Below are 24,290 nucleotides of genomic sequence, written 5' to 3'. Positions count from 1 at the left end.
GGAAATCATGTCCACTCAGGCAGATCTCGACCTTGCCGCCCATAAAGTCGTGACCGATGAACGGGTGAAGGAGCAAAAGCGCATTCAGCGTCTGCTGCTCCGCCCGGAGATGGGTTCACTTGTCGGCGCCATCGCCATCTTCATCTTCTTCTGTATCGTCGCGGCACCGTTCCGTACGCCGGAAGCGCTTGCGACAGTGCTCTACTCCAGCTCCACGATCGGCATCATGGCTTGCGCGGTCGCCCTGCTCATGATCGGCGGCGAGTTCGACCTCTCCGCCGGCGTCGCAGTCACCACGTCCTCGCTCGCCGCGTCGATGATCGCCTACAACCTGCACCTCAACCTGTGGGTGGGCGCGATTCTGGCGCTGGTCGTCTCGCTCGCCGTCGGATTCTTCAACGGCTACCTCGTCATGAAGACGAAGATTCCCAGCTTTCTCATCACCTTGAGTTCTTTCCTGATGTTGACCGGTATCAACCTGGCCGTCACCAAGCTCGTGAGTGGTCAGGTGGCCACACCCAGCGTCTCCGATATGGCTGGATTCGATTCCGCCAAAAAGGTATTCGCGTCGTCGTTCTCGGTCTTCGGGGTGTCCGTCAAGATCACGGTCGTGTGGTGGCTGCTGTTCACCGCGATTGCAACATTTGTTTTGTTCAAGACCAAGATCGGCAACTGGATCTTCGCGGTCGGCGGCAATCAGGACAGTGCCCGCGCGATCGGTGTGCCCGTGACCGCAGTCAAGATCGGCTTGTTCATGACCGTCGGCTTTGCTGCCTGGTTCGTGGGCATGCATCTGCTGTTCTCGTTCAACACCGTTCAGTCCGGTCAGGGTGTCGGTAACGAGTTCCTGTACATCATCGCCGCAGTCATCGGCGGTTGCCTGCTCACCGGTGGTTACGGAACCGCGATCGGCGCTGCGATCGGTGCATTCATCTTCGGTATGACCAACCAGGGCATCGTCTACGCAGGCTGGAACCCGGACTGGTTCAAGTTCTTCCTCGGCGCCATGCTGCTCTTCGCGGTCATCGCCAACAACGCATTCCGCAACTACGCTGCGAAAAGGTGACACATGAGTACCACAGCTGAAGTTCCCGCTCTCTCGAACTCGGGCGGCAACGTGCCACTGATCGAGCTCAAGGACGTCGGTAAGCAATACGGAAACATCATCGCGCTCAAGGGAATCAACCTGCGCGTCGGTGCGGGTGAAGTAACAGGCGTGCTCGGTGACAACGGCGCAGGCAAGTCCACGCTGATCAAGATCATCGCCGGTCTGCACCAACAGAGCGAAGGTGAACTACTCGTCGACGGCGAACCGACAACGTTCCACTCGCCGAAAGAAGCGCTCGGCAAAGGCATCGCGACGGTCTATCAGGACCTCGCCGTCGTTGCGTTGATGCCGGTGTGGCGCAACTTCTTCCTCGGGCAGGAACTGCGCAAGGGTGGTCTGATCAAGTCGCTCGACGCCAACGCCATGCGCGCGACGACTCTTTCGGAACTGTCGAAGATGGGCATCGAACTACCTGACGTCGACGCACCGATCGGTAGTCTCTCGGGCGGTCAGCGTCAGTGTGTTGCCATCGCCCGCGCCATCTTCTTCGGCGCGCGCGTGCTGATTCTCGACGAGCCGACAGCAGCGCTCGGCGTCAAGCAGTCGGGAATGGTGTTGCGCTACATCACCGCTGCCAAGGAACAGGGATTCGGCGTCATCTTCATCACGCACAATCCGCACCACGCGTACATGGTCGGCGATCACTTCGTGCTCCTCAACCGAGGCAGGCAGAAGCTTGACGCCAAGTACGACGACATCTCACTCGAAGAACTGACCAAGGAGATGGCGGGCGGTGACGAGCTCGAGACGCTGACCCACGAGCTTCGCCGCTAGATCAAAACCTCGCGACTACAGCCTCGGTTCGAATCGAACCGAGGCTGTAGTCGTTTCGTCAGAGGATGGTCGTCGGCCGAACCCCGAGGCCGGAATGCATGTACGCCTCGTCGATCATCGTCATGTTGGCTACCGCGTCGCCCGGCCCGATCGGCAGCGCCGAGACCCCGGACAGATGATCGGCGAACGCTTCGAGTTGATAGGTGTACGACGACTTCGTGCCCAGATGCTCGACGCTCGTGCGCCCACCGGCCGTGACGGAGACACGGTCGTCGATGTCCGGCTGCAGGAAGTTGTGTACCAGGACGTCTCCTTCAGTGCCGAATACTCGGAAGGTGAAGTGATACCGCTCGTCCAACATCGTGGTCACCACGGATGCCGTGGCGCCGCTGGGGTATTCGAGTTCGATGTCGAACCACGAATCAACCCTCGGAGCATATTCCTCGTGGCGGGTCTCGGTCACCACTGGCGCACCACCACAGACGTCACTCAGCGTCCGGGAAGCATGTAACCCGTAGCAGCCCAGGTCCATCAGTGACCCGCCTGCCAAGGCGAGCTCCCACCGCGGGTCGTTCTCGGATGGTGTGGGCATCCGCAGTACGGTTTCCACCCGAGTGACCGCGCCGACGGCGCCGCTTCGAACCAGATCCAGCAGGCGCCGGTTCACCGGATGAAAGAGGTAGTGGAACCCCTCGAGCAGCGTCACGCCGCTCACGCGTGCTGCCTCGGCTACAGCACGCGCTTCCACCGCGTTGCTCGAAAACGGTTTCTCCGTCAGCACGTGCTTGCCGGCCTGAACGGCGGCGAGATTCCACGGTCCGTGCAGGCTGTTGGGCAGCGCGTTGTAGACGACATCCACCTCCGGATCCGAGATCAGCTCGGCGTACGAACCGACCACCCGTTCGATCCCATGCTGGGCCGCATAGGCTCTGGCCCGCTCGGGGTCGCGTGCGGCAACGGCCACCAGGCGGTGCCCGGTGGCCGTTGCAGGTTTGATCATCGCGTTCTCGGCGATGCGTGAGGCTCCCAGAATGCCTATCCGCAGCGGGGTAGGAGGTGTCACAGAACCGACCGCAGATACTCGACGCTCGCTCGCACATCGCGCACCGGTCCCTCGTCCGACGGCGCTTCGGCCAGAATGGTGTCCTGCTCGAGCACGTACCACCCGTCGAAACCGTGGCGCTGCAATATGGCTGTGACACCGGCGATGTCGACGTCGCCGCCACCGAGTGGACGGTACATTCCCGCCTTCACGCCGTCGGTGTAGGTGAGCTCACCTCTGCGAACGCGTGATGCGAGGGCATCGTCGACGTCCTTGAGATGCACGTGGGTGATGCGCTCGGGAGCTTGACGCGCCAGGTCGACCGGATCGGTGCCGCCGATCAACAGGTGGCCGGTGTCCAGGCACAGGGGGATGGCCGAGCCGTCGAGCACTCGCAGGACCTCGTCGCGCTGCTCGATCATCGTTCCGACGTGAGGGTGGACAACTGCCCTGATTCCGCGCTCGGCCGCGGCGTCGGTGAGGCGATCGAGATTGTGCAGCAGGGTTTTCCAACTCTGCTCGTCCAGTTCCGGGCGTGAATCGTAGCCGTCGGAACCCGTCGCGGCGGCCAGGACCAAAACCTCGGCACCCGAGGCGACGAAACCATCGAGGATGGGGGAGATGCCGGGAACCGGATCATGATCGCGATCATGCAGCAGTACCGGTGCGAACCCGCCGACTGCGCTCAGATCGTGATCCGCGAGCACCTTGGCCATTTCGGCGGGTGCAGTCGGCAGAAAGCCCTCCGGTCCGATTTCCGTTGCCGCCAGACCGACTTCGCGCATTTCCCGGAGGACTTGCGCAGGGTCGAGCTGGTAGCCCCAGCCCGGGACTTCGCACACGCCCCAGGAGATCGGTGCGCCGGCGATGCGAGGAGTGCTCATGTGTGTGCCTCATTCTTGTCGTGAAGGAACAGATCTTTGACTTCGGTGATCGTGACGGGCCGACCCTCGCGCAGAGAGTGCGTTGCAGCTTCGGAGATCCAGGCCGACTCGACCGCATCTGCGGGCGTGCTAGGTGATTCCCGACGCCCGGCGACAACGCCGAGGAATGCTTCGAGTTCCGCACGGTAGGCGGACGTGAAGCGGTCCATGAAGAACGTGTACGGCTCCTTCGAGGGGAACGATGTTTCGGGGTCGAGGGAGCGGAGTGGCAAGCGGTCGTCCAGCCCGGCAACGACGGAGTCCGCCGAGCCGAGTACCTCGAGTCGGCAGTCGTAGCCGCGGCCGTTGTAGCGGGTATTCGACACGACCGCGATGGTTCCGCCTTCGAAAGTGAGAACCGTTGCGGCGGTGTCGACGTCACCGGCATCGGCGATCCCGCGATCACCCTGATTCGAGCCGGTGGCAAAAACAGTGGTGACTTCGCGGCCGCTGATCCACCGTACGATGTCGAAGTCGTGGATCGAGCAGTCGCGGAAGATGCCGCCTGAGTGTTCGATGTACGAGATCGGCGGGGGAGCGGGGTCGAGGGTGGTCGATCGGAGAGTGTGGATCCAACCGAGTTCTCCAGATCGAACCGCGTCGTACGCCGCCACAAATGACGGGTCGAATCGGCGCTGAAATCCGATCTGGACTGGTACCGACGTCTGCTCGGCAGTCGCGAGTACACGAACGGAGGATTCGATGGAGTCGGCTACCGGCTTTTCGCAGAACGTCGGGATGTCTAGGCGGACAGCGGCTTCGATCAATTCGGCATGTGAACTCGACGGCGCGGCGATCAGAACGCCGTCGATGCCTGACGCTAGAAGCGCGTCGGGATCGGCAGCGGACTCCACGTCGAGTTCGCTTGCCACGTCCGAGGTTCGACGTGCGTCGACATCGGTGACAACCAGTGCGTCGACGCCGTTTAGCGTCAGTAGATTTCGGGCGTGGTAGCTGCCGATTCGTCCGAGGCCGACGACTCCGATGCGAGCGCCCATCAGTCCAGCCCTCCGAAGACGTTCTGGTCCCAGTCGATGATCGAACCCGTCACGACTCCGCTGCGATCGGAGAGCAGGAAGACGACGAAGTCGGCGATTTCGTCGACCTGTCCGAGCTTGCCCATGGGGAGGGTGCTGCCCGAACGTTCCTGCCAGTCGTCACCAGCGTCGTGAAAAGCTCTCTGCGTGAGGTCTTCACCCTCGGTCTGTGTCCACCCGATGTCGAGACCGTTGATCCGGATACGATCCCAGCGATGCGCATGGGCGGCGTTGCGGGTCAGCCCCGCCAGCCCGGCCTTCGCTGCCACGTACGGCGCGAGATACGGCTGCCCGCCGAGTTCGGACGTGGAGATGATGTTGACGATGGACCCGGGGACCGCACGCTCGCGCATGTCTTTGACTGCTGCCTGCATCGTGAAGAACGGACCGCGAAGGTTCACCGCGATGTGCTGGTCGAAGAGTTCTTCGGTGGTGTCGAGCAGCGTTCCGCGTGAAGTGAGCCCGGCGGAATTGACCAGAGCATCCACGCGGCCGAAGTGAGAGATCGTCTCGGCCACGCTGTCGAGCGCGGAATCCGTTTGTGCCACATCGGCTTCGATGAAGTGAGTTCCCGGAAGTTCTGTCTCGAGAGCCTTTCCGACGTCCGGGCGTCGGCCGGTGAAAGCCACCTGAGCGCCCTCACGGACTGCGGCGCGTACGATTCCGGCGCCGACGCCTTGCGAGCCGCCACTGACCAGTAAGACGGTGTCGGCCAGGAGTGCGGGCCTGGTTACGCCCGGCGTAGAAGTCATGGGTTTAGTCTGGCTGTGACGAAGACCTCGAGCAACAGCAAAAAACCATCAAATATCCATCATCGTGAGGTAGTTGTGGCGCATCGATTCAAAGTACGGGAGATCGCTCAGCAGTCGGGCCTGAGTGAGGCCACCGTCGACCGGGTGCTCAACGACCGTCCTGGAGTTCGCGACGGCACACGATCGGAGGTTCGCCAGGCGATCACGGACCTGGAACGTCAACGCTCGCAACTGAAACTGGTCGGTCGCACGTTCATCGTCGACGTCGTGTTGCAAACTCCTGCAAGGTTTTCCGACGCCGTCCGTGACGCGCTCGAGGCCGAACTGCCCACCCTTGCACCCGCTGTTGTTCGTTCCAGGTTTCACTTTCGTGAAACCGGTTCGGTAGAAGCGATGACGTCGACGCTCGACAAGATTCGCCGGCGCGGCTCCCACGGAGTCATCGTCAAGGCTCCCGACACTCCGGAAGTCGTGTCGGCGATCGACCGGTTGGTGGCGGCAAGGATTCCGGTCGTCACGTTGGTGACCGACGTTGCCGGCAGCAGGCGAGCCGCCTACATCGGCATCGACAACCGAGCCGCCGGGGCCACCGCCGCGTACTTGATAGATCAGTGGCTGGGGGATCGGGAAGGCAACGTGCTGGTCAGCATGAGCAGCGGGTTCTTCCGCGGGGAGGAAGAACGGGAGATGGGATTTCGCTCCGCCATGCGAGTCTCAGCTCCGCATCGACGGTTGATCGACATTCCGAACAGTGACGGTCTGGATCAGACGAGTAGGAAACTGGTGCGAGCGGCACTCGAATCCGATCCGCAGATCCGTGCCGTGTATTCGATCGGTGGTGGCAACCTGGCCACGGTCGACGCGTTCGACGAACTGAACCGGGAGTGCAGTGTCTTCATCGCCCACGATCTCGACGGTGACAATCGAAAGTTGCTGGGGGAGAAGCGAATATCGGCGGTGCTCCACCACGATCTGCGTGCGGATGTTCGCACTGCCTGTCAGGTGGTCATGAAGGAACACGGCGCCATGGGCGCTCACTTCGGCTTTACGACGTCACCGGTTCAAGTCGTGACACCGCTCAACATGCCCCCGACATAGCTGTGCGCGGTCAAGGAGTCCGGAGACTCCCTAACCGCGCACAGGGCCGAAGGCCTGACTATCGAGCGAAGAGCAGTGCTCGCTTGACTTCCTGAATAGCCTTTGTCACCTGGATGCCGCGGGGGCACGCGTCGGTGCAGTTGAACGTGGTGCGGCAACGCCACACGCCGTCCTTGTCGTTCAGGATGTCGAGACGCTCGGAAGCGGCCTCGTCACGGCTGTCGAAGATGAACCGGTGTGCGTTCACGATGGCAGCGGGACCGAAGTAGCTGCCGTCGCTCCAGTACACGGGGCACGACGTGGTGCAGCATGCGCAGAGGATGCACTTGGTGGTGTCGTCGAAACGAGCACGGTCGTGCTGGCTCTGGATGCGCTCACGAGTGGGCTCGTTGCCACTGGTGATGAGGAACGGCTTCACGGCGCGGAATGCGTCGAAGAAGGGCTCCATGTCGACAACCAGGTCCTTCTCGACGGGCAGGCCCTTGATGGGCTCGACCGTGATGGTGACCGGCTTGCCGTCCTTGGGCAGCATGTCCTTCATCAGCAGCTTGCAGGCCAGACGGTTCACACCGTTGATCCGCATGGCGTCCGATCCACAGACACCGTGTGCGCAGCTGCGACGGAACGTGAGGGTGCCGTCGAGGTAACCCTTTACGTACAGCAGCAGGTTGAGCAGACGGTCGGTGGGCAGTGCCGGGACCTGGAAACTGTCCCAGTGCTGGCCCTCGCCCGATTCGGGGTTCATCCGCGCGATCTTGAGAGTGACCATGACGGCCCCCTCGGGAACAGCGGGGAGTTTGGGTGCATCTACAGCAGGCGCAGACATCAGTACTTACGCTCCATCGGCTCGTAGCGGGTCTGGATCACCGGCTTGTAGTCCAGACGGATGTCGGAGAGCAGGCCGTCACCCTCCTTGTACGCCATCGTGTGCTTCATGTACTCGGCGTCGTTGCGGTCCGGGAAGTCCTCGCGAGCGTGGCCGCCGCGCGATTCCTTGCGGTTGAGGGCGCCGACGACGGTGACCTCTGCCATTTCGAGGAGGAAGCCCAGCTCGATGGCCTCGAGCAGGTCGCTGTTGTAGCGCTTGCCCTTGTCCTGGACCGTGATGTGGTTGTAGCGCTCCTTGAGAGCACGCACATCTTTGAGAGCCTGTGTGAGGCGCTCTTCGGTGCGGAAGACGGAGGCATTGTTGTCCATCGACTGCTGCAGCTCGGTGCGGATGTCCGCAACGCGCTCGTGGCCGTGATCGGACAGGATGACGCCGACCCAGTCTTCGACCATCGCGGCGGGGGTTTCCGGCATGTCGACGAACTCGGTGGAGTTCGCGTACTCGGCCGCAGCGATGCCGGCGCGGCGGCCGAACACGTTGATGTCGAGGAGCGAGTTGGTACCGAGACGGTTTGCACCGTGTACGGAGACACAGGCGCATTCGCCGGCCGCGTACAGACCCTTGACGATCTCGTCGTTGTTGCGCAGCACCTCACCGTTGATCTTGGTGGGGATACCGCCCATGACGTAGTGACACGTCGGGTAGACGGGCACGGGCTCCTTGACGGGGTCCACGCCGAGGTAGGTGCGCGAGAACTCCATGATGTCGGGGAGCTTCTCGTCGAGAACTTCCTCGGGGATGTGCGTCACGTCGATGTAGACGTAGTCCTTGTTCGGGCCGGCGCCGCGGCCTTCGAGAACCTCGAGGACCATCGAACGCGCCACGATGTCACGCGGAGCGAGGTCCTTGATGGTGGGTGCGTAACGCTCCATGAAGCGTTCACCGTCGGCATTACGGAGAATGCCACCTTCACCGCGGACGGCTTCCGAGATCAGGATGCCGAGACCGGCGAGTCCTGTCGGGTGGAACTGGTGGAACTCCATGTCCTCGAGGGGCAGGCCCTTGCGGAAGATGATGCCCATGCCGTCACCGGTGAGGGTGTGCGCGTTGGACGTCGTCTTGTACATGCGTCCCGAGCCGCCGGTCGCGAAGACGATCGACTTGGCGTGGAAGATGTGCAGCTCGCCGGTCGAGAGCTCGTAGCAGATGACCCCGGTGGCAACCGGGCCGTCCTCGGTCTCGGTGATGGCGATGTCGAGCGCGTAGAACTCGTTGAAGAACTCGACGTCGTGCTTGACGCAGTTCTGGTAGAGCGTCTGCAGGATCATGTGACCGGTGCGGTCGGCGGCGTAACACGCACGGCGGACGGGTGCCTTGCCGTGGTCGCGTGTGTGGCCACCGAATCGACGCTGGTCGATCTTGCCTTCGGGCGTGCGGTTGAACGGCAGACCCATCTTCTCGAGGTCGAGCACCGCATCGATGGCCTCCTTGGCCATGATCTCGACGGCGTCCTGGTCGGCGAGGTAGTCGCCGCCCTTGACGGTGTCGAAGGTGTGCCACTCCCAGTTGTCTTCCTCCACGTTCGCCAGTGCGGCACACATGCCGCCCTGGGCCGCGCCGGTGTGGCTGCGGGTGGGGTAGAGCTTGGTCAGTACGGCCGTGCGGGCACGGGGGCCAGCTTCGATTGCCGCACGCATGCCTGCGCCACCGGCGCCGACGATGACCACGTCATAACGATGTTCCTGCATGAAGTCTGTGCTCCCCTAGCTCGCCGAGATATTGGGGTCGAAGGTGAAGATGACGTACGTGCCCAGGCCCATGATCAGGATCATCGAGAGAACGAGGATCGTGGTCAGCCAGAAGCGCGTGGAGTCCTTGCGGGAGTAGTCCGCGATGACCGTGCGCAGACCGTTACCGCCGTGCAGCTGTGCCAGCCACAACATCGTCAGATCCCAGAACTGCCAGAACGGGCTGGACCAGCGACCTGCGACGAACGCGAAGTTCAAACGGTGAACGCCACCGTCGAGCATCAGCATGATGAACATGTGGCCCAGGACCAGAACGATCAGGGCGACGCCGGAGAAGCGCATGAAGAGCCATGCGTACAACTCGAAGTTGTTCCGAGCCTTCGCGCGCGGGGACCGCGGGTTGTCCAGGCTTGCGGGACGGTCGTATGAGGTGCCCAGGCTCTTGGCTTCGGGTCCGTGAGTAGTCGCCATGTCAGTGCTCCGCAAACATGTTGATGAGGATGCGTCCGGCGCCTGGGATCATCACCAGGAACCAGATCGTCAGAATGGTCCAGAGCATGACGCGCTGGTACTTCGGGCCCTTCGACCAGAAGTCCACCAACATCACGCGCACGCCGTTGAGGGCGTGGTAGAGGACTACGCCGACGAGGCCGATCTCCATGAGGCCGACGAGGGGGTTCTTGTACGTGTCGATGACGGCGTCGTACGTATCGGGATTGACCCGAACGAGTGCCGTATCGAGAACGTGTACGAATAGGAAGAAGAAAGTAGCGACGCCTGTGATCCGGTGTAGAACCCAGGACCACATTCCGGGGTCGCCCCGGTAAAGCGACCTCGTGCGCTCCTTCTGAGGAGCGGCTTCAGTCGTAGTACTCATCGAGTGCTGTGCCTCCAACGTCATTGGTGGACGCGTCGAGCCTGCAGAGAGCTTCGATGTACCTCAGCCCGGGCTCGACGGGATCCTGAACCGACTTGACTCAGACTCTAAACCTATGTGAAACCGGGAACTAATCAGATGCGGGATTCGTACGCGTACCAAACTCTTTGTAAGGTTTGCCTTTCCAATCTCGCCGAGACGGTTTCGGCGTGGTTTCTGCATCCATTCAGTCGGCGTGATTGGATAACGAACCATGGGTGACATCGACTGGAAGTTGTTGCGGCACAACGCGCAAGTGGTCATGCGGCACGCCTATGCGCCGTACTCGGGGTACGCGGTGGGTGCAGCGGCCCTGGTAGACGATGGTCGGATCGTCTCAGGATGCAATGTGGAAAATGTCTCATACGGTTTGAGCCTGTGCGCCGAATGTGGACTCGTCGGTAACTTGGCCGCCACCGGGGGTGGCCGGCTGATTGCCTTCACGTGCTGTGACGCGAAGGGCTCGATTCTGATGCCGTGCGGCCGGTGCAGACAGCTTCTCCTCGAGCACGGCGGGGGTGAGATGCTTGTCGACACGAGCAGTGGGTTCAAGCCGCTGAGCGAGCTGTTGCCTGATGCTTTCGGGCCGGAACAAGCAGAGGGGCTCCGCCATGTTTGACGCAGTTTCCATCATCGGCGCCAAGCGTGACGGCCGCGAGCTGTCGGGAACCGAGATCGACTGGATAGTTCAGGCGTTCACACAGGGGATCGTCGGCGACGAGCAGATGTCGGCGCTCGCGATGGCGATCTACTTCCGCGGAATGTCGCGAGCAGAGACCGGCCGATGGACCGAGGCCATGATCGAATCCGGCGGGAGGATGGACTTTTCGGACTTGCCGCTGCCCACCGTCGACAAGCATTCGACCGGTGGAGTGGGGGACAAGATCACCCTTCCGCTTGCACCCCTCGTCGCTGCCTGTGGTCTTGCAGTCCCGCAGTTGTCGGGCCGCGGACTCGGCCACACCGGTGGAACTCTCGACAAGCTCGAGGCCATTCCAGGTTGGCGAGCCGAGCTCACGGCGACGGAGATGGTCGACATTCTCTCGGATCCGAAAATCGGCGCGGTGATCTGCGCTGCCGGAGCGAATCTGGCCCCCGCGGACAAGAAGCTCTACGCGCTGCGCGACGTGACCGGAACGGTGGAATCCATTCCGCTGATCGCAAGTTCGATCATGAGCAAGAAGATTGCCGAGGGAACCGGCGCCCTGGTGCTCGACGTCAAGGTCGGTTCCGGAGCGTTCATGAAGGACCTCGGCGACGCGCGAGAGTTGGCACGCACGATGGTCGAGCTTGGCAACGACGCCGGCGTGCGTACAAGCGCTCTCATCACCGGGATGGACACCCCGCTCGGATTGACGGCGGGCAACGCCCTCGAGGTACGTGAATCCGTCGAGGTGCTGGCAGGCGGCGGGCCGTCGGACGTCGTCGAGCTGACCCTGGTCCTGGCTCGGGAGATGCTGTCCGCGGCTGGGATCGACGGTATCGACCCCGCCGACAAACTGGCCGACGGCACGGCAATGGACCGGTGGCGCGCGATGATCGCCGCACAAGGTGGGGACCCACACGCGACGCTGCCGGTGGCCCGGCACAGCGACGTCGTCACCGCGGACCGAGACGGCGTACTGACCCGACTCGACGCCATGGCGGTGGGCATCGCGGCCTGGAAACTGGGAGCCGGACGCGAACGGCAGGGCGAAGCCGTTCAGGCCGGTGCCGGCATCGAGATGCATGCAAAGCCTGGCGACGTGGTCCGTGCCGGGCAGAAGCTGATGACATTGCACACCGACACTCCCGAGAGATTTGATGCAGCGCGACGAAGCCTCGGCGGTGGATGGTCGATCGGGACCGATTCCGACACCGTTTCGCGACCGTTGCTCATCGAGCGAATTGTGGGTGATTCGCGTTAGCGTTGGCGAATGAACGCACCGGAGTTGACCACGATCCGCAGCGCACCCAAAGTTCTTCTCCACGATCATCTCGACGGAGGACTCCGACCCGAGACCGTTCTCGAACTGGCCGAGCAATGTGGCTACGACGAGCTGCCGGCGAATACGGCATCCGAACTGGCGCAATGGTTCCGAACTGCCGCTGACAGTGGATCGCTCGAGCTCTACCTCGAAACGTTCGCGCACACAGTCGCCGTGATGCAGACCCCCGAAGGGCTCGCACGGGTGGCACGTGAGTGTGCCGAGGATCTGGCCGACGACAACGTCGTCTATGCCGAGATCCGTTTTGCGCCCGAGCAGCACCTGGAACAAGGCCTGAGTTTGGACGAGGTCGTCGAGCACGTTCTCGAAGGTTTCCGGGCCGGCGAATCCGCTGCCAGGGTCGCGGGACGGGAGATCCGCATCGGCTGTCTTCTCACGGCGATGAGGCATGCCGCGCGGTCGCGGGAGATCGCCGAACTCGCTGTGCGATTCCGGGACCGCGGGGTTGTCGGTTTCGACATCGCCGGCGCCGAGGCCGGAAACCCACCGAGCCGGCACCTCGACGCGTTCGAGTACATGCGTGACGCGAACGCCCACTTCACGATTCACGCGGGTGAGGCTTTCGGGTTGCCGTCGATCCACGAAGCCATCGCCTTCTGCGGAGCGGATCGGTTGGGCCACGGCGTGCGGATCGTTGACGACATCGACGTAGGCGTGCCAGGTGGGGCAGAGTTGGGTCGGCTCGCGAACTACGTCCGTGACATGCGCATTCCCCTGGAACTGTGCCCGAGTTCGAACGTGCAGACCGGAGCCGTAGCCGCCCTGGCGGACCATCCGTTCGGACTCTTGGCGGACTTGCGCTTCCGAGTGACCGTCAACACCGACAACAGGCTGATGAGCGACACCACCATGAGCCGGGAAATGGCCGCGTTGGTCGAGACCTTCGGTTACGGATGGACCGATCTCGAACGCTTCACCATCAACGCGATGAAGTCGGCCTTCATCCCGTTCGACGAGCGCCTCGCGTTGATCGACGACGTCATCAAGCCGGGCTACGCCGTGCTCATCGGCTAGATGACGTGCGCCCGACTACTCAGATCGAAGCCGGGCCTCGAACTCGCGCTCGAGTTCGCGCCAGGCCTCGGATTCCTTGGTGAACGGCGCACTCGGAGCCATCCGCGACGGATCGGGGTTGAGGAGGTACGAGACGTACCAACCCAGCTCGTTCGACGCGGACAGAGCCTCCTCGGTGGAGTCGTCGTCGGCGAAATCTGCTGCATCGGTGAACAATTCGACGGCGAGTTCCAGCTGCTCGGCATCTACGACGTCCGGGCCCTGGGCGAGGTCGTCGGCGATACCGGGCAGAACGTAGACGTTCTCGTCCGTGACCTCGATTTCGAGTGAACCGTCGACGGCCGCATTCTGAATTTCGCCGTACGTACTGACCTGCGAGAGATCGTGTTCGTGGTTGTCGGCGAGGTAGCGAGCGAGTGCGCGCTCGCTACGGAAGACGGTGATCAGTCCGTCCTTGCCGAGGAAGATCGCCTGATCTCCCATGTAGCAGCGCAGAGTGTAGAACGTCTCGGCCGAGGTGATGATGCGGATCGGGTCGACACCGACCTCGCCCCAGAAGGTCTCGACTTCGTCTTCGTCCTCTTCGAGGTCGTCTTCGTCGAATTCCTCGTCCTCGCCCTCCTCGGCGACATCGTCGGCGTCGACGGTGTTCTCGGCGGCAGCGAGCAGTTCAGCTTCGGCGACCGCCACAGCAGCTGCATCGACCTTCGGGGAGGTGACCACCTTGTCGATGGCGTCGAGAACGGCGTCCCAGTCCTTGACGATCGCAGCGCCGACCTGGTCCCACAGCTCCAGGCCTTCGCGGCCTTCGAAGGTGCCGGCGCCGGTGGCAAGCGCGCCGAGTACCGGATGGCCGCTGAAGAAGCGGATGACCGCGTCGAGTTCGCACACCTCACCGATGTTGCGAGCCATGTTCAGGGTGTCTTCGAGTTCCGAGACCACCAGTGCCTCAGGGTCACCTGCGGCCAGTTCCGGCACGCCGACGAAGTCGAACGTGAAGTTCTCTTCCGGTTCCAACTCGGCTGCCGACAGTCCGGAGACGACGGCCCACGCCGGATGCTCGACCAGGTCGTTGTCGGAGTCCGTTCGGATGAAGGCCGCGAGTTCCGCGACGGAGGAGAACCCGTAGAGGTCTTCCTCATGGCCGAGAAACGCTTCCCACTCGTCGTCGCCCTCGCGCCAGCGAGGTGCCCACAAAGTGACGAGGTCTCCGTCGGTGAGTCCGATTTCGATAGGGACGATGTCTCCAGCCATGGGCGGAAGCCTATCCACCGCAGCGCGAAAGGCATAGCGGGGGTTCGTCACGTTTGTTTCAGGGCTACTCGGAGCTCACTGACCAGTCGCTCGCGTTCGTCGTTGGACTGTTGAACTGCCTGGTGAATCGTGGCCACCGTCAATGCGGCCACCGTCTGAGAATTCATCGCGGTGATTGCGTCGGTGATCCGTAGGTCGACCAGAGCGCCCAGCCCGTCGACAGTCGCCGTGACTATCCCACCCTCGCTCGAGACGACTACCCGAAGAGCGCCGACCCCGTCGACGGCGTCCTGCAAGAGTCCCGTCCGGTGTTTCGCCAGCTCCATGATTCGATCAATCTCGCTCATATCGAACGCATCCAGCTCGACGGAAGGTTCTGGCCCTCGGCGGCGTCGACATCGGCCAGTTCGTCTCGGGTCGGGAGACCGAGCCGATCGAGGATCGCTGCCGGGACTCCGGTCTCCTCGAGCTCCACACGATGGCGGGCGCCGGCTTCGATTGCTGCATGTGAGCACAGCGTGAGTATCTGCTGCGCCAACCGCTGCCCGCCGTACCGCAGTTCGTCCTGGCTGATCCTCAGGTCCACGGGCACGGCGTGCTCCGTGGCGCGGACCGCGATGGTTCCGTTGCGGTTGACGGCTACGGCTGTGATGATCGGCGGTGATTCGCGCTTGTTCTCGGGCATGATTCCCTGTCATTCCGTCGGACGGTAGAAGCCGTGAAAGCCCATGCCGCTGTTCGTGGTTCGGATGGCGCTGATCTCGACAGGATCGCCGGCTTCGACCATCTGACCGTTGCCGATCACCATGGCGACGTGTCCGTCCCAGACCGCGAGGTCGCCCGGCATCAGATTGTTCTGATCGACCTGGTTCCCGATTCCCTGTTCCTGAGCCAACCTCGGAATATCGACTCCGGCCTGGCCGTACGCCCATTGCGTCAGACCACTGCAGTCCAGACCGACTCCGGGTGTCGTGCCTCCCCAGGCGTACGGGACACCCTGTTGAGTGAGCGCGTTGCGTACGGCAGCAGCGGCCTCGGCGTTCGGTGCGGTGGCAATCGAGCCGTCGGGAAGTTCGACCTCAACGCCACCGACGGAACCGGAACCACTTGCGGAACCGGAACCACCGACGGAACCGGAACCACCCGCCGACTCGGAGACCCCAGGTGCGGGATCGGGTATCGGGACGGACGGGACGAGTGCGGACATCTTGTCGGTCGACCCGGCCAGCTCACCGCGTACCCGCTCGATAACCGATACCGCGCGTCCGAGGTGCTCCAACGCGGCCGACAACAACATCAATTGGCCCGTCGGTGTCATCAGCGTCGGCCCGGCCTTGATCGCGAGTGTCAGAAACGACTGGAGAATCTCACCGAGTTCGGTCATTCCCGCGTACACGGACGTTGTCGCTTCGTCCACGACGCCGGCGATGTCGTTTCCGCGATCGGCGAGGTTTCGCGTCGACGTCTGCGTCTGCTCGGTTTTGGTCACCGCAGCAGTGAGAGCAGTCGACGAACTCTGAGAGGACGCCAGTTCGCTCAGTGCCGCGCTTCCCAGTTGGTAGGCGATCTCGAGGGCGTCCGTGGCGATTCGGATGCCGACGTCGGGTCCACTTGCGCTGGGGACACCAGTCCCGACAGTGTCGACCAGGTCGATGATCGGTCGTGCGAGTGCGTCGACGTCGATCATGAGCGTGCGGCTTCAGCGAGAGTCCTTCGTACCGATTCCTCGGAGTCGAGATAGACGGCGTGAGCGTCGCGGGTGGCTGACTGGACGCTGGAGATCACAGCGGACAGTCGATCGATGTCGTCGATGTGCGCTTGCTGTGCTCGGCTCGCGACATCGACGAAGTCGCCGCCGATCAGCCCCAGCACAGTGGACAGAGCCAAGTGATCGCCACCCGCCGCGTCCTGTCGAGCTTGCGCGACGTTGTCGGCAACAGTGCCCAACCGCGTGGCGAACTCCGCGATGCTTTCAGTGTCCAGATCCAGATTTGTCAACTTGTCTTCCCCCCGTTGCGCTTACTCCCTCTTGGACGCCGCGCGGGGTGCTCCGGTTCCCGAGGAACTATTCTGATGGTCATGCAAACGCACGTAGTCGACCATCCGCTCGCGGCGGCCCTCTTGACGACAATGCGTGATGCACGCAGTGAGAACGCGACTTTTCGTTCCGCACTTCGCAGGCTCACGCACATGCTGGTCTACGAGGCCATGCGTGACGCGGAGGTCGAGGAATTTCCGGTCGACACCCCGGTAGCAGCGACGACGGGCATCCGGCTCGCGAAGCCGCCGTTGTTGGTACCGGTGCTGCGGGCCGGTCTGGGCATGGTCGAACAGGCGAGTGCGCTGATTCCGTCGGCCGGCGTCGGCTTTGTCGGAATGGCACGTGACGAAGAGACTCATCAGCCGGTTCCGTACCTCGAATCCCTGCCGGCGGATCTGTCCGGGATCCCGGTGTTCGTGCTCGATCCGATGCTCGCCACCGGTGGTTCGATGGTGCACACCATCGACTTGCTGGTTGCGCGTGGCGCGACGGATGTCACGGCAGTGTGCGTCGTGGCCGCTCCGGCCGGCGTCGACGCGCTGGCAGCGTCCGGCCACCCGGTTCGTCTGGTCATCGCGAGCATCGACGACGGACTCGACGAGAACGCTTTCATCGTCCCCGGTCTCGGTGACGCCGGCGATCGGCAGTTCGGACCCCGCTAGAGCGAAAGGGCGAAGGTTCGGAGTTCGGCCAGCCGGGCCTTCGCCTGCTCTACTGCGTTCGCGAGGTCGGCGCGGTTCGCCACCGGGACGACAACTTCGAGATAGCACTTGAGCTTGGGCTCGGTTCCGGACGGTCGAACAACCACGCGGATCGACGGCCCGTCGAATATCACTGCGTCGGTGCGCATACCACCGCGAACCAGGGACAAGTCCTCGGTCGTGACCGGCTCGCCCGCGAGTTGGCTTGGCGGATCGGCGCGTAGCCGTTTCATCATTTCCGCGATGTCACTCGAGTCCTCGACGCGGCGGGATACTTGGTCCCCGCAATGCAGTCCGAATTCGACGGCATAGTCGCCTAGAACGTCCAACAGGGTTCTGTTGCTGCCCGCGAGGGTGGCAGCCAAGTCAGCCACCAGAACGGCAGCTGAGATTCCGTCCTTGTCCCGCACCACATCCGGATCGACGCAGTGCCCGATCGCTTCCTCGTAGGCGTAGACGAGTCCGTCGCCGGCGCGCGTGAGCCACTTGAATCCGGTGAGTGTCTGCGCAAACCTGGCTCCGCGGGCTTTCGCCAACTTCGAGAGCAGGGTCGAGGAGACGATCGTCGTCGCCACCAACGAATCTTCGGGCGCCGTGCTCAGTACGTGGTCGGCCAGGAGCACCCCGGTTTCGTCGCCGCGCAACATGCGCCACTGATCACCGTCGCGAACTCCGACGGCGCAGCGGTCGGCATCCGGGTCGAGTGCGATCGCCAGATCCGCGTCGACACTTCGGGCAAGGGCGAGCAGGCGGTCTGCGGCGCCGGGCTCTTCGGGATTGGGGAACTCGACGGTCGGAAACGTGGGGTCGGGATCGAACTGCTCCGCCACGACGTGCAGGTCCTCGAATCCTGCTGCTCGCAGAGCCGCGGTCGCAGTCTCACCCCCGACGCCGTGCATTGCCGTGAGCGCAATCCGGATCGAGCGGGCGTCGCCGTGCGGGAGGGTCGCGATGCGGGCGATGTACTCCTCGACCAGAGAATCGTCGGCCGGAATCACCGATGCTCGCGCGACGTCGGCGGCACTACCGATGCGAGCGATCTCGCTCTCGATTTCACGATCGGCGGGGGAGACGAGTTGCGCTCCGCCCGAGAGATACACCTTGTAACCGTTGTCGGCGGCAGGATTGTGGGAGGCGGTGATCTGGATACCTGCCGCTGCCCCGAGCCTGCGCACCGCGAACGCCACCAGCGGTGTCGGCAGTGGGCGGGGGAGCAGGGTCACCTCGAACCCGGCCGCTGCCATGACCTCGGCGGCGGCCAGAGCAAATGCCTCTGAACCGAGCCGGGCGTCGCGGCCGACCACAACGCGGGACCCGCCCTGGCAGCGAGCTGTCAGCCAGGCCGCCAGACCGGCCGTGGTCCGGATGACGACCGCGAGGTTCATGCCGTTGGGTCCGCCGCGTACCGGCCCGCGAAGCCCAGCAGTGCCGAACGTCAGCGGTGAGGAAAAGCGTTCGGCCAGTTCATGTTCGGAAAGGGCGGCTAATTCTGCGCGGGTAACTGGGTCCGGATCGGCGTCGATCCACTCGTTGACGTTCAGTGGTGTCACAGCTGCTCGACCAGTTGGCGCAGCAGCACTCCCATCCGGGCCGCCGAAGCTTTGCCTGCCGCCAGCACCTCCTGATGGTCCAGTGGGGCGCCCGTGATTCCGGCGGCCAGATTGGTGACCATGGAGATGCCGAGAACGCGGGCGCCGAGCGCGCGGGCCGCGATGGTCTCGTGAACCGTCGACATGCCGACCAGATCGGCGCCGAGTGTACGAAGCATTCGAATCTCGGCCGGAGTCTCGTAATGCGGACCGGGAAGCCCGGCGTAAACACCCTCGGCAAGGTCCGGGTCGATCGAGCGAGCCAGCGCACGCAGTTCCGGCGAGTAGGCGTCGACCAGGTCGACGAACTCTGCGCCGACGAGGGGAGAGCGGGCCGTCAGGTTCAGGTGGTCACTGATCAGCACTGGTTGTCCCACTGCGTAGTCCTCGCGGATACCGCCGGCCGCATTGGTGAGGATGACGGTGTCGGCGCCGGCAGCAATGGCTGTCCGGACCGGGTGGACGACGGTACCGAGATCGTGGCCCTCGTATGCGTGCGCGCGCCCGAGCAGCAGCAGGACTTCGGTGTTTCCGACGCGCACCGAACGAATGGTGCCCGCATGGCCGAGGGCGGACGGTGGGGCGAAGCCAGGAAGATCCGCCATCGAGACTTCGGCTGTCACGTCCGCACCGGCGTCGCCGAACACGTCTGCGGCATCGGTCCACCCCGACCCGAGCACGATGGCGACTGACGGTGACGAAGAGCCAGTCATGGCGGACAGAGCAGCGGCGGCGGCCTCGGCGATCGTTCCCATGTGAGCAACCCTACTGAGGAGTCGGGTCGGTTCGCCGGGTGAGTTGGCGGGCGTTACTCTCCCATCCATGCCTTTTCTCGAACGCGACGGCGACGTATTCATCCTGTACCTCGGCAACGAGGGCGAAACGGACAACGAGAACCGCTTCGGCCCCGAGTGGATCGACGCTGTTCACAGCAAGTTGGACGAGGTCGAAGCGCACGAGGGTCCCGCAGCCCTGGTGACGACGGCGACGGGCAAGTTCTACACGAACGGCCTGGACACGACGTGGATCTTCGGCAATCTCGACGGTCTGCCCAGCTACCTGGACAAGGTCCACACCATCTACAGCCGTTTGCTGACCTTCCCGATGGCCACGGTCGCGGCCGTGCAGGGGCACGCGTTCGGCGCCGGCGCCATGCTCGCGTCCTCGCACGATTTCCAGATCATGCGCGCGGACCGCGGCTTCTACTGCCTCCCCGAGGTCGGACTGAACATGCCGTTCACTGTCGGCATGTCAGCACTGTTGAACAGTCGTCTGCCCAAGCAGACGGCAGTCGACGCGATGACGACGGGGCGTCGCTTCGGCGGTGCCGACGCACTTGCTGCGGGCATCGTGCAGGAAACGGTCGACGGAGACGGAGTGCTCGCCGCTGCTGTGGCCAAGGCGTCGGCACTGACGTCGACTCACGGCAAGAACTTGGCGGGAATCAAGGCAGGCATCCACCGCGATGCTCTTGCAGACCTCGCTCAGGTGACTGACAAGAGCAACTTCTCCTTCGGGTGAGACAATGATCGCGTGAACCAGAATGTCGACAGCGCAGTCAGGTCCGTAGAGGCCGATCTGATCGCGCTGTCGCATTCGATTCACAGCGACCCGGAACTCGCCTTCGAGGAGTTCCGCAGCGCTGCCAAAGTGTCGGACCTGCTGGCGCAGCACGGTTTCGCGGTCACTCGCGGGATCGTCGATCTGCCGACAGCTTTCGATGCCACCTACGGCAGCGGAGAGTTGGTCATCGCGATCTGCGCCGAGTACGACGCGCTGCCCGAGATCGGTCATGCCTGTGGGCACAACATCATTGCCGCCGCCGCGGTCGGGGCCGGCATCGCGTTGGCTACCGTGGCCGACGAACTGGGGATCACCGTCCGAGTGATCGGTACTCCCGCGGAGGAAACCGGTGGCGGCAAAGTTCTGATGCTCGAGCGTGGTGCATTCGACGGCGTCGGCGCGGCCATGATGGTTCATCCAGGGCCGATCGACATCATCGGTGCGACCTCGCTGGCCTTGGCGGACATCGCCGTGAGTTATCACGGTCGCGAGGCGCATGCGTCTGCTGCGCCGGAGTTCGGTCGTAACGCCGCCGACGCAGCGACGCTCGCTCAGGTGGCGGTCGGACTGTTGCGTCAGCACCTGCAGCCAGGTCAGCAGATTCACGGAATCGTCAGTGACGGCGGCACGGCTCCCAACATCGTTCCGGCTCGGTCCGAATTGCTCTACTACCTGCGTGCCGAAACGGCCGCGTCGTTGGCCAATCTGTCCGAGCGTGCCGACGCGTGCTTCGCCTCGGGTGCACTCGGCACCGGGTGCACCCACGAAATCCGCACGGTATCGCCTACTTACACCGAGCTGACCCCCGATCCGTGGCTGGCGGCGGCGTACCGTGAACAGATCGTCGATCTCGGGCGGGTGCCACTGGCAGCGGAATGGGAGCGCTCCCGTCCACTGGGTAGTACGGATATGGGTAATGTGACCAATGTGATTCCGGGAATTCACCCGGTCATAGGCTTGGATTCATCGGGGGCAGTGACACATCAGCCGGAGTTCGCGGCTGCGTGTATCACCACCTCCGCAGATCGAGCGGTAGTCGACGGTGCAATTGCGTTGGCCCGCACTGCTGTCCGGGTAGCGTCCGATCCAGAACAACGCGCCCGTCTGTTGGAAGGGGTAGATCGCCGGTGAACGCGGCAATCGACACGTGGATTCACGCGCACACCGACGACCTCGTCGCGTGGCGTCGACACATCCATGCCAACCCGGAGTTGGCTCGCCGCGAATACGCGACCACCGAATTCGTCGCCACCCGCCTCACTGCCGCTGGATTGTCGCCGAAGATCCTTCCCGGTGGCACCGGTCTCACGTGCGATATCGGACCGGAGGGTCCACGAATCGCACTGCGCGCCGACATGGACGCTTTGCCGATGCAGGAAGCGACCGGGGCGACGTACTCGTCCACGGTCCCCGGTGTGTCCCATGCATGCGGGCACGACGCCCACACCACCATCTTGCTCGGCGCCGGACTGGCTCTGGCCACGCTGCCCGAACTTCCCGTCGGGGTTCGGCTGATATTTCAGCCCGCCGAGGAAGTCATGCCTGGCGGAGCACTCGACGTCATCGCCGCGGGCGCGCTCGACGGTGTGTCCAGAATCTTTGCTCTGCACTGCGATCCGCGACTCGAGGCAGGCCAGGTGGGAATGCGCCTGGGTGCGATCACCTCTGCTGCCGACACGATCGAGGTCGTCCTCGACTCTCCGGGTGGGCACACGTCGCGGCCGCATTTGACCACGGATCTGATCTACGCGCTCGGCACCGTCGTGACCGGGCTGCCGGGAATGCTCAGCCGTCGTATCGATCCGCGTACCGGAACCGTCATGGTGTGGGGCGCGGTCAGTGCAGGTCAGGCGCCCAACGCGATTCCGCAGACCGGCATGATGACGGGCACGGTACGTACGGGCGATCACGACACCTGGGAGTTGCTCGAACCGCTCGTGGAAGAAATCGTCCACGGACTGCTCGCACCCACCGGAGTTCGCTACCAACTCAACTATCGTCGCGGAGTGCCTCCGGTCGTCAACGACGAGGTGTCCACTCGGATGTTCGAGGACGCCATCGCGACCGTCGGACAAGATGCTTTGGCGGACACCCCGCAATCCGGTGGTGGCGAAGACTTTTCGTGGTACCTGGAAACCGTGCCGGGTGCCATGGCGCGGCTCGGCGTGTGGTCGGGTGAGGGCGATCAGCTCGACATCCACCAACCCACTTTCGATCTCGACGAGCGAGCACTCGGCGTCGGTGTGAAGGTTCTGACGAGCCTGGTTCTGGGATAGTTCCGGTTCCCGTCGGGGGTACCGTTTTTCGTGTCGTTCGAGTGAAGGTACGGGCATGTCCATAGGTGTGGGAGTGCGAATCGGCACATTGGTGTCGACGGCTGTCGTTGCGTCGAACGATCCGGGTTCGGCCGATCCGGTGGTATTGGTTCGGGACACGATCCTCAATCAACGCAAGGACGGAACGACGGTGCTCGGTGGCACCGAGCAACTGGGTGCCGGCCGTGAGTTCGCCGAGAGCTGGTCGGGCTTTGTCGGTCGCGTCGGGGACCCGAGTGGCGTCGCGGGAACTGCCGATACTCGTTACCGCGCCGAGGATTTGGTGGCGACCTCGATCCGCTGTCTGTTGCAGGAATGCGAGCCGCTGCCCGATCGTGGTGGTCGAAGCGGGGGAGCGCCCGACATCGTCGCGACCTACCCGTCACGCTGGGACTCGTCGACAGCGGCCCTCATGCAGGATTCGCTGGTCTACGCGGGCCTCGAACGGGTCACACTCGTCTCGGATGCCGAGGCCGTGTCGGCGTGGTTCGAGTCGGAAATCGCGGCACTCGCCGGCACGCTCATCGGCATCTATCACGTGGACGACACCGGGGCAGCGGTCACCCTCGTGCGTTCTGGTGTCGCGGCCGGCCGTGCATTCGGCTTTGCCGGCGACGGGAGTTCGCCGAGTTCACGCCTCGCGACGGCTCTGGGTGCGTTCGGTTGGATGCCGGAGAACCTGGACGCCGTAGTCGTCACCGGTGACGGCGAACCGGCGACAGACAAAGCGGCCATGATGTCCATAGCGGCCGGGATTGCCGAAAAGCTCGGTGTCAGATGTGAACTCGGTCCCGGACCCGAGCAGTCGGCTGCGCTGGGAGCCGCAATTCTGGCTGCCGGATTCACCTCGACGTCGCACACTATCGTGCCGATCGGATTGCCGCCTTCACACGACGTGACCGAGGTGTTCGACACCCTGGGACGCGAGAAGGTGGCGGCAGAAACCGCTGCCGGGGTGGCGACCGCCGAGCCGGAAACTGCAGTTGTCGCAGGCGAATCGGAGTCGCGCGGTTCCAAGCGTGTGCTCATCGGCGTGACGGTTGTGGTGGTGCTCGCAGCACTGGCAGTGCTCGCGTATTTCCTGCTGCTTTGAGCAGGACAGCTATCTAATCGGTAACACCGTTACCCGGACCGACATTGCGGCTGTTTCTCGTCCGCAACTCTCGTACGTACTCGGCCGGCGCTCCGGCAATCTCGGCAGCGTCGGCCATCACGCCGATGTAGCGGGCCGACGGCAGCCCGCCTTCGTACGCATCCATGACGTAGAGCCACGCAAGTACCGCGTCGCCGGCGGTGTCGACCCGCACGCGGATCTTGCGGTGCAGACCCAGTTCGGCACCTTCCCAGCGGTCCAGACTCACTTCGTCCTCTTCCGGGACGTCGTAGAGCACCACGAAAACACTGGAATCGGGATCTTCGACCACGGTGGCGAGAGCACCCTCCCAGCCGAGGTCCTCGCCGCTGAAGGTCAGGCGCCAGCCTCGCAGCCACCCTGTCCCGGACATGGGGGAGTGTGGGCAGCGCAACAACATCTGCTCGGGATGCATGTTGGAACCGTAGGCGGCATAAATCGACACGGGCGCAAGCCTAAACCGTGG

Annotated in this window: 27 protein-coding genes; 11 read left to right on the top strand and 16 right to left on the bottom strand. The window is 63.5% G+C overall.

From position 1 onward, the window contains the following. Positions 1–7 precede the first annotated feature (7 nt). Both P3G66_RS08025 and P3G66_RS08020 read left to right on the top strand, forming a co-directional pair. Positions 8–1,066, top strand: a complete 1,059-nt coding sequence (locus P3G66_RS08025; protein ID WP_003940759.1) for an ABC transporter permease — start codon at positions 8–10, stop codon at positions 1,064–1,066. Between the two features lie 3 nt (positions 1,067–1,069). Continuing rightward, the gene (locus P3G66_RS08020; RefSeq protein ID WP_007727336.1) at positions 1,070–1,882 is read left to right on the top strand and encodes an ATP-binding cassette domain-containing protein; all 813 of its coding nucleotides are present in this window, start codon (positions 1,070–1,072) and stop codon (positions 1,880–1,882) included. A gap of 58 nt (positions 1,883–1,940) precedes the next feature. Here P3G66_RS08020 and P3G66_RS08015 read toward each other — a convergent pair whose 3' ends face one another. The 4 genes from P3G66_RS08015 to P3G66_RS08000 are packed head-to-tail and all read right to left on the bottom strand — an operon-like array spanning position 1,941 to position 5,636. Continuing rightward, complete coding sequence (locus tag P3G66_RS08015) at positions 1,941–2,945, bottom strand: Gfo/Idh/MocA family oxidoreductase (RefSeq protein WP_030535067.1); 1,005 nt, start codon at positions 2,943–2,945, stop codon at positions 1,941–1,943. After that, on the bottom strand, positions 2,942–3,808 hold the full coding sequence (locus P3G66_RS08010; protein ID WP_007727332.1) for a TIM barrel protein: 867 nt from the start codon (positions 3,806–3,808) through the stop codon (positions 2,942–2,944). Before P3G66_RS08010 ends, P3G66_RS08015 begins: the two co-directional genes overlap by 4 nt. Further along, positions 3,805–4,845 carry a Gfo/Idh/MocA family oxidoreductase gene (locus tag P3G66_RS08005; protein ID WP_276116371.1) on the bottom strand — a complete coding sequence of 347 codons (1,041 nt, stop codon included), beginning with the start codon at positions 4,843–4,845 and terminating at the stop codon, positions 3,805–3,807. Before P3G66_RS08005 ends, P3G66_RS08010 begins: the two co-directional genes overlap by 4 nt. Beyond that, positions 4,845–5,636 (bottom strand): SDR family oxidoreductase, encoded by a 792-nt coding sequence (locus P3G66_RS08000; RefSeq protein WP_042449642.1) that lies wholly within the window; start codon positions 5,634–5,636, stop codon positions 4,845–4,847. Before P3G66_RS08000 ends, P3G66_RS08005 begins: the two co-directional genes overlap by 1 nt. A gap of 75 nt (positions 5,637–5,711) precedes the next feature. On the opposite strand from P3G66_RS08000, the gene P3G66_RS07995 reads away from it, so the two are divergent. Further along, the gene (locus tag P3G66_RS07995) at positions 5,712–6,734 is read left to right on the top strand and encodes a LacI family DNA-binding transcriptional regulator (RefSeq protein ID WP_007727328.1); all 1,023 of its coding nucleotides are present in this window, start codon (positions 5,712–5,714) and stop codon (positions 6,732–6,734) included. Positions 6,735–6,792: 58 nt separating this feature from the next. Here P3G66_RS07995 and P3G66_RS07990 read toward each other — a convergent pair whose 3' ends face one another. Genes P3G66_RS07990 through sdhC form a run of 4 tightly spaced genes read right to left on the bottom strand, consistent with a single transcriptional unit; the run spans position 6,793 to position 10,188 of the window. Then, positions 6,793–7,560 (bottom strand): succinate dehydrogenase iron-sulfur subunit, encoded by a 768-nt coding sequence (locus P3G66_RS07990; RefSeq protein WP_003940925.1) that lies wholly within the window; start codon positions 7,558–7,560, stop codon positions 6,793–6,795. Continuing rightward, entirely contained in the window at positions 7,560–9,311 is a 1,752-nt protein-coding gene (gene sdhA, locus P3G66_RS07985; RefSeq protein WP_003941011.1) for a succinate dehydrogenase flavoprotein subunit, read from the bottom strand. Before sdhA ends, P3G66_RS07990 begins: the two co-directional genes overlap by 1 nt. Positions 9,312–9,326: 15 nt before the next feature. After that, positions 9,327–9,782, bottom strand: a complete 456-nt coding sequence (locus tag P3G66_RS07980) for a succinate dehydrogenase hydrophobic membrane anchor subunit (RefSeq protein ID WP_003940699.1) — start codon at positions 9,780–9,782, stop codon at positions 9,327–9,329. 1 nt (position 9,783) lies between these two features. Next, a complete protein-coding gene (gene sdhC / locus P3G66_RS07975; protein WP_020969155.1) occupies positions 9,784–10,188 on the bottom strand; it encodes a succinate dehydrogenase, cytochrome b556 subunit in 405 nt (134 codons plus the stop codon). A gap of 253 nt (positions 10,189–10,441) precedes the next feature. Here sdhC and P3G66_RS07970 point away from each other — a divergent pair, with 253 nt between their 5' ends. Genes P3G66_RS07970 through P3G66_RS07960 form a run of 3 tightly spaced genes read left to right on the top strand, consistent with a single transcriptional unit; the run spans position 10,442 to position 13,229 of the window. Beyond that, positions 10,442–10,846, top strand: coding sequence for a cytidine deaminase (locus P3G66_RS07970; RefSeq protein ID WP_007727326.1), 405 nt, complete (start codon positions 10,442–10,444; stop codon positions 10,844–10,846). Then, the gene (locus P3G66_RS07965; protein ID WP_003940738.1) at positions 10,839–12,134 is read left to right on the top strand and encodes a thymidine phosphorylase; all 1,296 of its coding nucleotides are present in this window, start codon (positions 10,839–10,841) and stop codon (positions 12,132–12,134) included. The genes P3G66_RS07970 and P3G66_RS07965 overlap by 8 nt, the downstream gene beginning before the upstream one ends. A gap of 9 nt (positions 12,135–12,143) precedes the next feature. Next, complete coding sequence (locus P3G66_RS07960) at positions 12,144–13,229, top strand: adenosine deaminase (protein ID WP_007727325.1); 1,086 nt, start codon at positions 12,144–12,146, stop codon at positions 13,227–13,229. A gap of 15 nt (positions 13,230–13,244) precedes the next feature. Here the strand turns inward: P3G66_RS07960 and P3G66_RS07955 are convergent, their stop codons facing one another. From P3G66_RS07955 to P3G66_RS07935, 5 genes are read right to left on the bottom strand one after another with little or no spacing between them, the layout of a single operon-like run. After that, a complete protein-coding gene (locus P3G66_RS07955; protein WP_003940713.1) occupies positions 13,245–14,483 on the bottom strand; it encodes a hypothetical protein in 1,239 nt (412 codons plus the stop codon). 47 nt (positions 14,484–14,530) lie between these two features. Further along, positions 14,531–14,830, bottom strand: coding sequence for a YbaB/EbfC family nucleoid-associated protein (locus tag P3G66_RS07950; RefSeq protein WP_007727324.1), 300 nt, complete (start codon positions 14,828–14,830; stop codon positions 14,531–14,533). Then, on the bottom strand, positions 14,827–15,168 hold the full coding sequence (locus P3G66_RS07945; protein ID WP_050654874.1) for a hypothetical protein: 342 nt from the start codon (positions 15,166–15,168) through the stop codon (positions 14,827–14,829). Before P3G66_RS07945 ends, P3G66_RS07950 begins: the two co-directional genes overlap by 4 nt. Positions 15,169–15,177: 9 nt before the next feature. Next, complete coding sequence (locus tag P3G66_RS07940; protein ID WP_064074926.1) at positions 15,178–16,170, bottom strand: C40 family peptidase; 993 nt, start codon at positions 16,168–16,170, stop codon at positions 15,178–15,180. Further along, entirely contained in the window at positions 16,167–16,481 is a 315-nt protein-coding gene (locus tag P3G66_RS07935) for a type VII secretion target (protein WP_007727320.1), read from the bottom strand. The genes P3G66_RS07940 and P3G66_RS07935 overlap by 4 nt, the downstream gene beginning before the upstream one ends. Positions 16,482–16,562: 81 nt before the next feature. Here P3G66_RS07935 and upp point away from each other — a divergent pair, with 81 nt between their 5' ends. Further along, positions 16,563–17,186, top strand: coding sequence for a uracil phosphoribosyltransferase (gene upp / locus P3G66_RS07930; RefSeq protein WP_007727319.1), 624 nt, complete (start codon positions 16,563–16,565; stop codon positions 17,184–17,186). Here upp and P3G66_RS07925 read toward each other — a convergent pair. Continuing rightward, positions 17,183–18,775, bottom strand: coding sequence for a phospho-sugar mutase (locus P3G66_RS07925; protein WP_063316658.1), 1,593 nt, complete (start codon positions 18,773–18,775; stop codon positions 17,183–17,185). The genes upp and P3G66_RS07925 overlap by 4 nt on opposite strands. Next, positions 18,772–19,569, bottom strand: a complete 798-nt coding sequence (locus P3G66_RS07920) for a purine-nucleoside phosphorylase (RefSeq protein ID WP_007727315.1) — start codon at positions 19,567–19,569, stop codon at positions 18,772–18,774. Before P3G66_RS07920 ends, P3G66_RS07925 begins: the two co-directional genes overlap by 4 nt. A 67-nt stretch (positions 19,570–19,636) precedes the next feature. Here P3G66_RS07920 and P3G66_RS07915 point away from each other — a divergent pair, with 67 nt between their 5' ends. The 4 genes from P3G66_RS07915 to P3G66_RS07900 are packed head-to-tail and all read left to right on the top strand — an operon-like array spanning position 19,637 to position 23,785. Continuing rightward, positions 19,637–20,335, top strand: a complete 699-nt coding sequence (locus P3G66_RS07915; protein ID WP_073512467.1) for an enoyl-CoA hydratase-related protein — start codon at positions 19,637–19,639, stop codon at positions 20,333–20,335. Between the two features lie 12 nt (positions 20,336–20,347). Continuing rightward, the gene (locus P3G66_RS07910) at positions 20,348–21,508 is read left to right on the top strand and encodes a M20 family metallopeptidase (protein WP_050654878.1); all 1,161 of its coding nucleotides are present in this window, start codon (positions 20,348–20,350) and stop codon (positions 21,506–21,508) included. Further along, complete coding sequence (locus tag P3G66_RS07905) at positions 21,505–22,653, top strand: M20 family metallopeptidase (RefSeq protein WP_003940741.1); 1,149 nt, start codon at positions 21,505–21,507, stop codon at positions 22,651–22,653. The genes P3G66_RS07910 and P3G66_RS07905 overlap by 4 nt, the downstream gene beginning before the upstream one ends. Positions 22,654–22,708: 55 nt before the next feature. Next, complete coding sequence (locus tag P3G66_RS07900) at positions 22,709–23,785, top strand: hypothetical protein (protein ID WP_030535059.1); 1,077 nt, start codon at positions 22,709–22,711, stop codon at positions 23,783–23,785. Between the two features lie 13 nt (positions 23,786–23,798). On the opposite strand, the gene P3G66_RS07895 is transcribed toward P3G66_RS07900, so the two are convergent. Beyond that, a complete protein-coding gene (locus tag P3G66_RS07895; RefSeq protein ID WP_003940753.1) occupies positions 23,799–24,269 on the bottom strand; it encodes a gamma-glutamylcyclotransferase in 471 nt (156 codons plus the stop codon). Positions 24,270–24,290: the final 21 nt, after the last annotated feature.

It is taken from the genome of Rhodococcus sp. C3V (assembly GCF_029269915.1).
Taxonomy (GTDB): Bacteria; Actinomycetota; Actinomycetes; order Mycobacteriales; family Mycobacteriaceae; genus Rhodococcus_F; species Rhodococcus_F qingshengii.
Note: the sequence above shows the minus strand (reverse complement) of the source record. Positions and strands in the feature narration are given on the sequence as shown.

Bases quoted from the DNA above. Each gene is read 5' to 3' on its own strand.
- P3G66_RS08020 (WP_007727336.1), top strand. From the start codon at position 1,070: ATGAGTACCACAGCTGAAGTTCCCGCTCTCTCGAACTCGGGCGGCAAC.
- sdhA (WP_003941011.1), bottom strand. From the start codon at position 9,311: ATGCAGGAACATCGTTATGACGTGGTCATCGTCGGCGCCGGTGGCGCA.
- P3G66_RS07990 (WP_003940925.1), bottom strand. From the start codon at position 7,560: ATGTCTGCGCCTGCTGTAGATGCACCCAAACTCCCCGCTGTTCCCGAG.
- P3G66_RS07940 (WP_064074926.1), bottom strand. From the start codon at position 16,170: ATGATCGACGTCGACGCACTCGCACGACCGATCATCGACCTGGTCGAC.
- P3G66_RS07920 (WP_007727315.1), bottom strand. From the start codon at position 19,569: ATGGGAACGATCGCCGAGGCCGCCGCCGCTGCTCTGTCCGCCATGACT.
- P3G66_RS07950 (WP_007727324.1), bottom strand. From the start codon at position 14,830: ATGAGCGAGATTGATCGAATCATGGAGCTGGCGAAACACCGGACGGGA.
- sdhC (WP_020969155.1), bottom strand. From the start codon at position 10,188: ATGAGTACTACGACTGAAGCCGCTCCTCAGAAGGAGCGCACGAGGTCG.
- P3G66_RS08005 (WP_276116371.1), bottom strand. From the start codon at position 4,845: ATGGGCGCTCGCATCGGAGTCGTCGGCCTCGGACGAATCGGCAGCTAC.
- P3G66_RS08010 (WP_007727332.1), bottom strand. From the start codon at position 3,808: ATGAGCACTCCTCGCATCGCCGGCGCACCGATCTCCTGGGGCGTGTGC.
- P3G66_RS08000 (WP_042449642.1), bottom strand. From the start codon at position 5,636: ATGACTTCTACGCCGGGCGTAACCAGGCCCGCACTCCTGGCCGACACC.
- P3G66_RS07970 (WP_007727326.1), top strand. From the start codon at position 10,442: ATGGGTGACATCGACTGGAAGTTGTTGCGGCACAACGCGCAAGTGGTC.
- P3G66_RS07965 (WP_003940738.1), top strand. From the start codon at position 10,839: ATGTTTGACGCAGTTTCCATCATCGGCGCCAAGCGTGACGGCCGCGAG.
- P3G66_RS07945 (WP_050654874.1), bottom strand. From the start codon at position 15,168: ATGCCCGAGAACAAGCGCGAATCACCGCCGATCATCACAGCCGTAGCC.
- P3G66_RS07980 (WP_003940699.1), bottom strand. From the start codon at position 9,782: ATGGCGACTACTCACGGACCCGAAGCCAAGAGCCTGGGCACCTCATAC.
- P3G66_RS07900 (WP_030535059.1), top strand. From the start codon at position 22,709: ATGTCCATAGGTGTGGGAGTGCGAATCGGCACATTGGTGTCGACGGCT.
- P3G66_RS08025 (WP_003940759.1), top strand. From the start codon at position 8: ATGTCCACTCAGGCAGATCTCGACCTTGCCGCCCATAAAGTCGTGACC.
- upp (WP_007727319.1), top strand. From the start codon at position 16,563: ATGCAAACGCACGTAGTCGACCATCCGCTCGCGGCGGCCCTCTTGACG.
- P3G66_RS07915 (WP_073512467.1), top strand. From the start codon at position 19,637: ATGCCTTTTCTCGAACGCGACGGCGACGTATTCATCCTGTACCTCGGC.
- P3G66_RS07955 (WP_003940713.1), bottom strand. From the start codon at position 14,483: ATGGCTGGAGACATCGTCCCTATCGAAATCGGACTCACCGACGGAGAC.
- P3G66_RS07960 (WP_007727325.1), top strand. From the start codon at position 12,144: ATGAACGCACCGGAGTTGACCACGATCCGCAGCGCACCCAAAGTTCTT.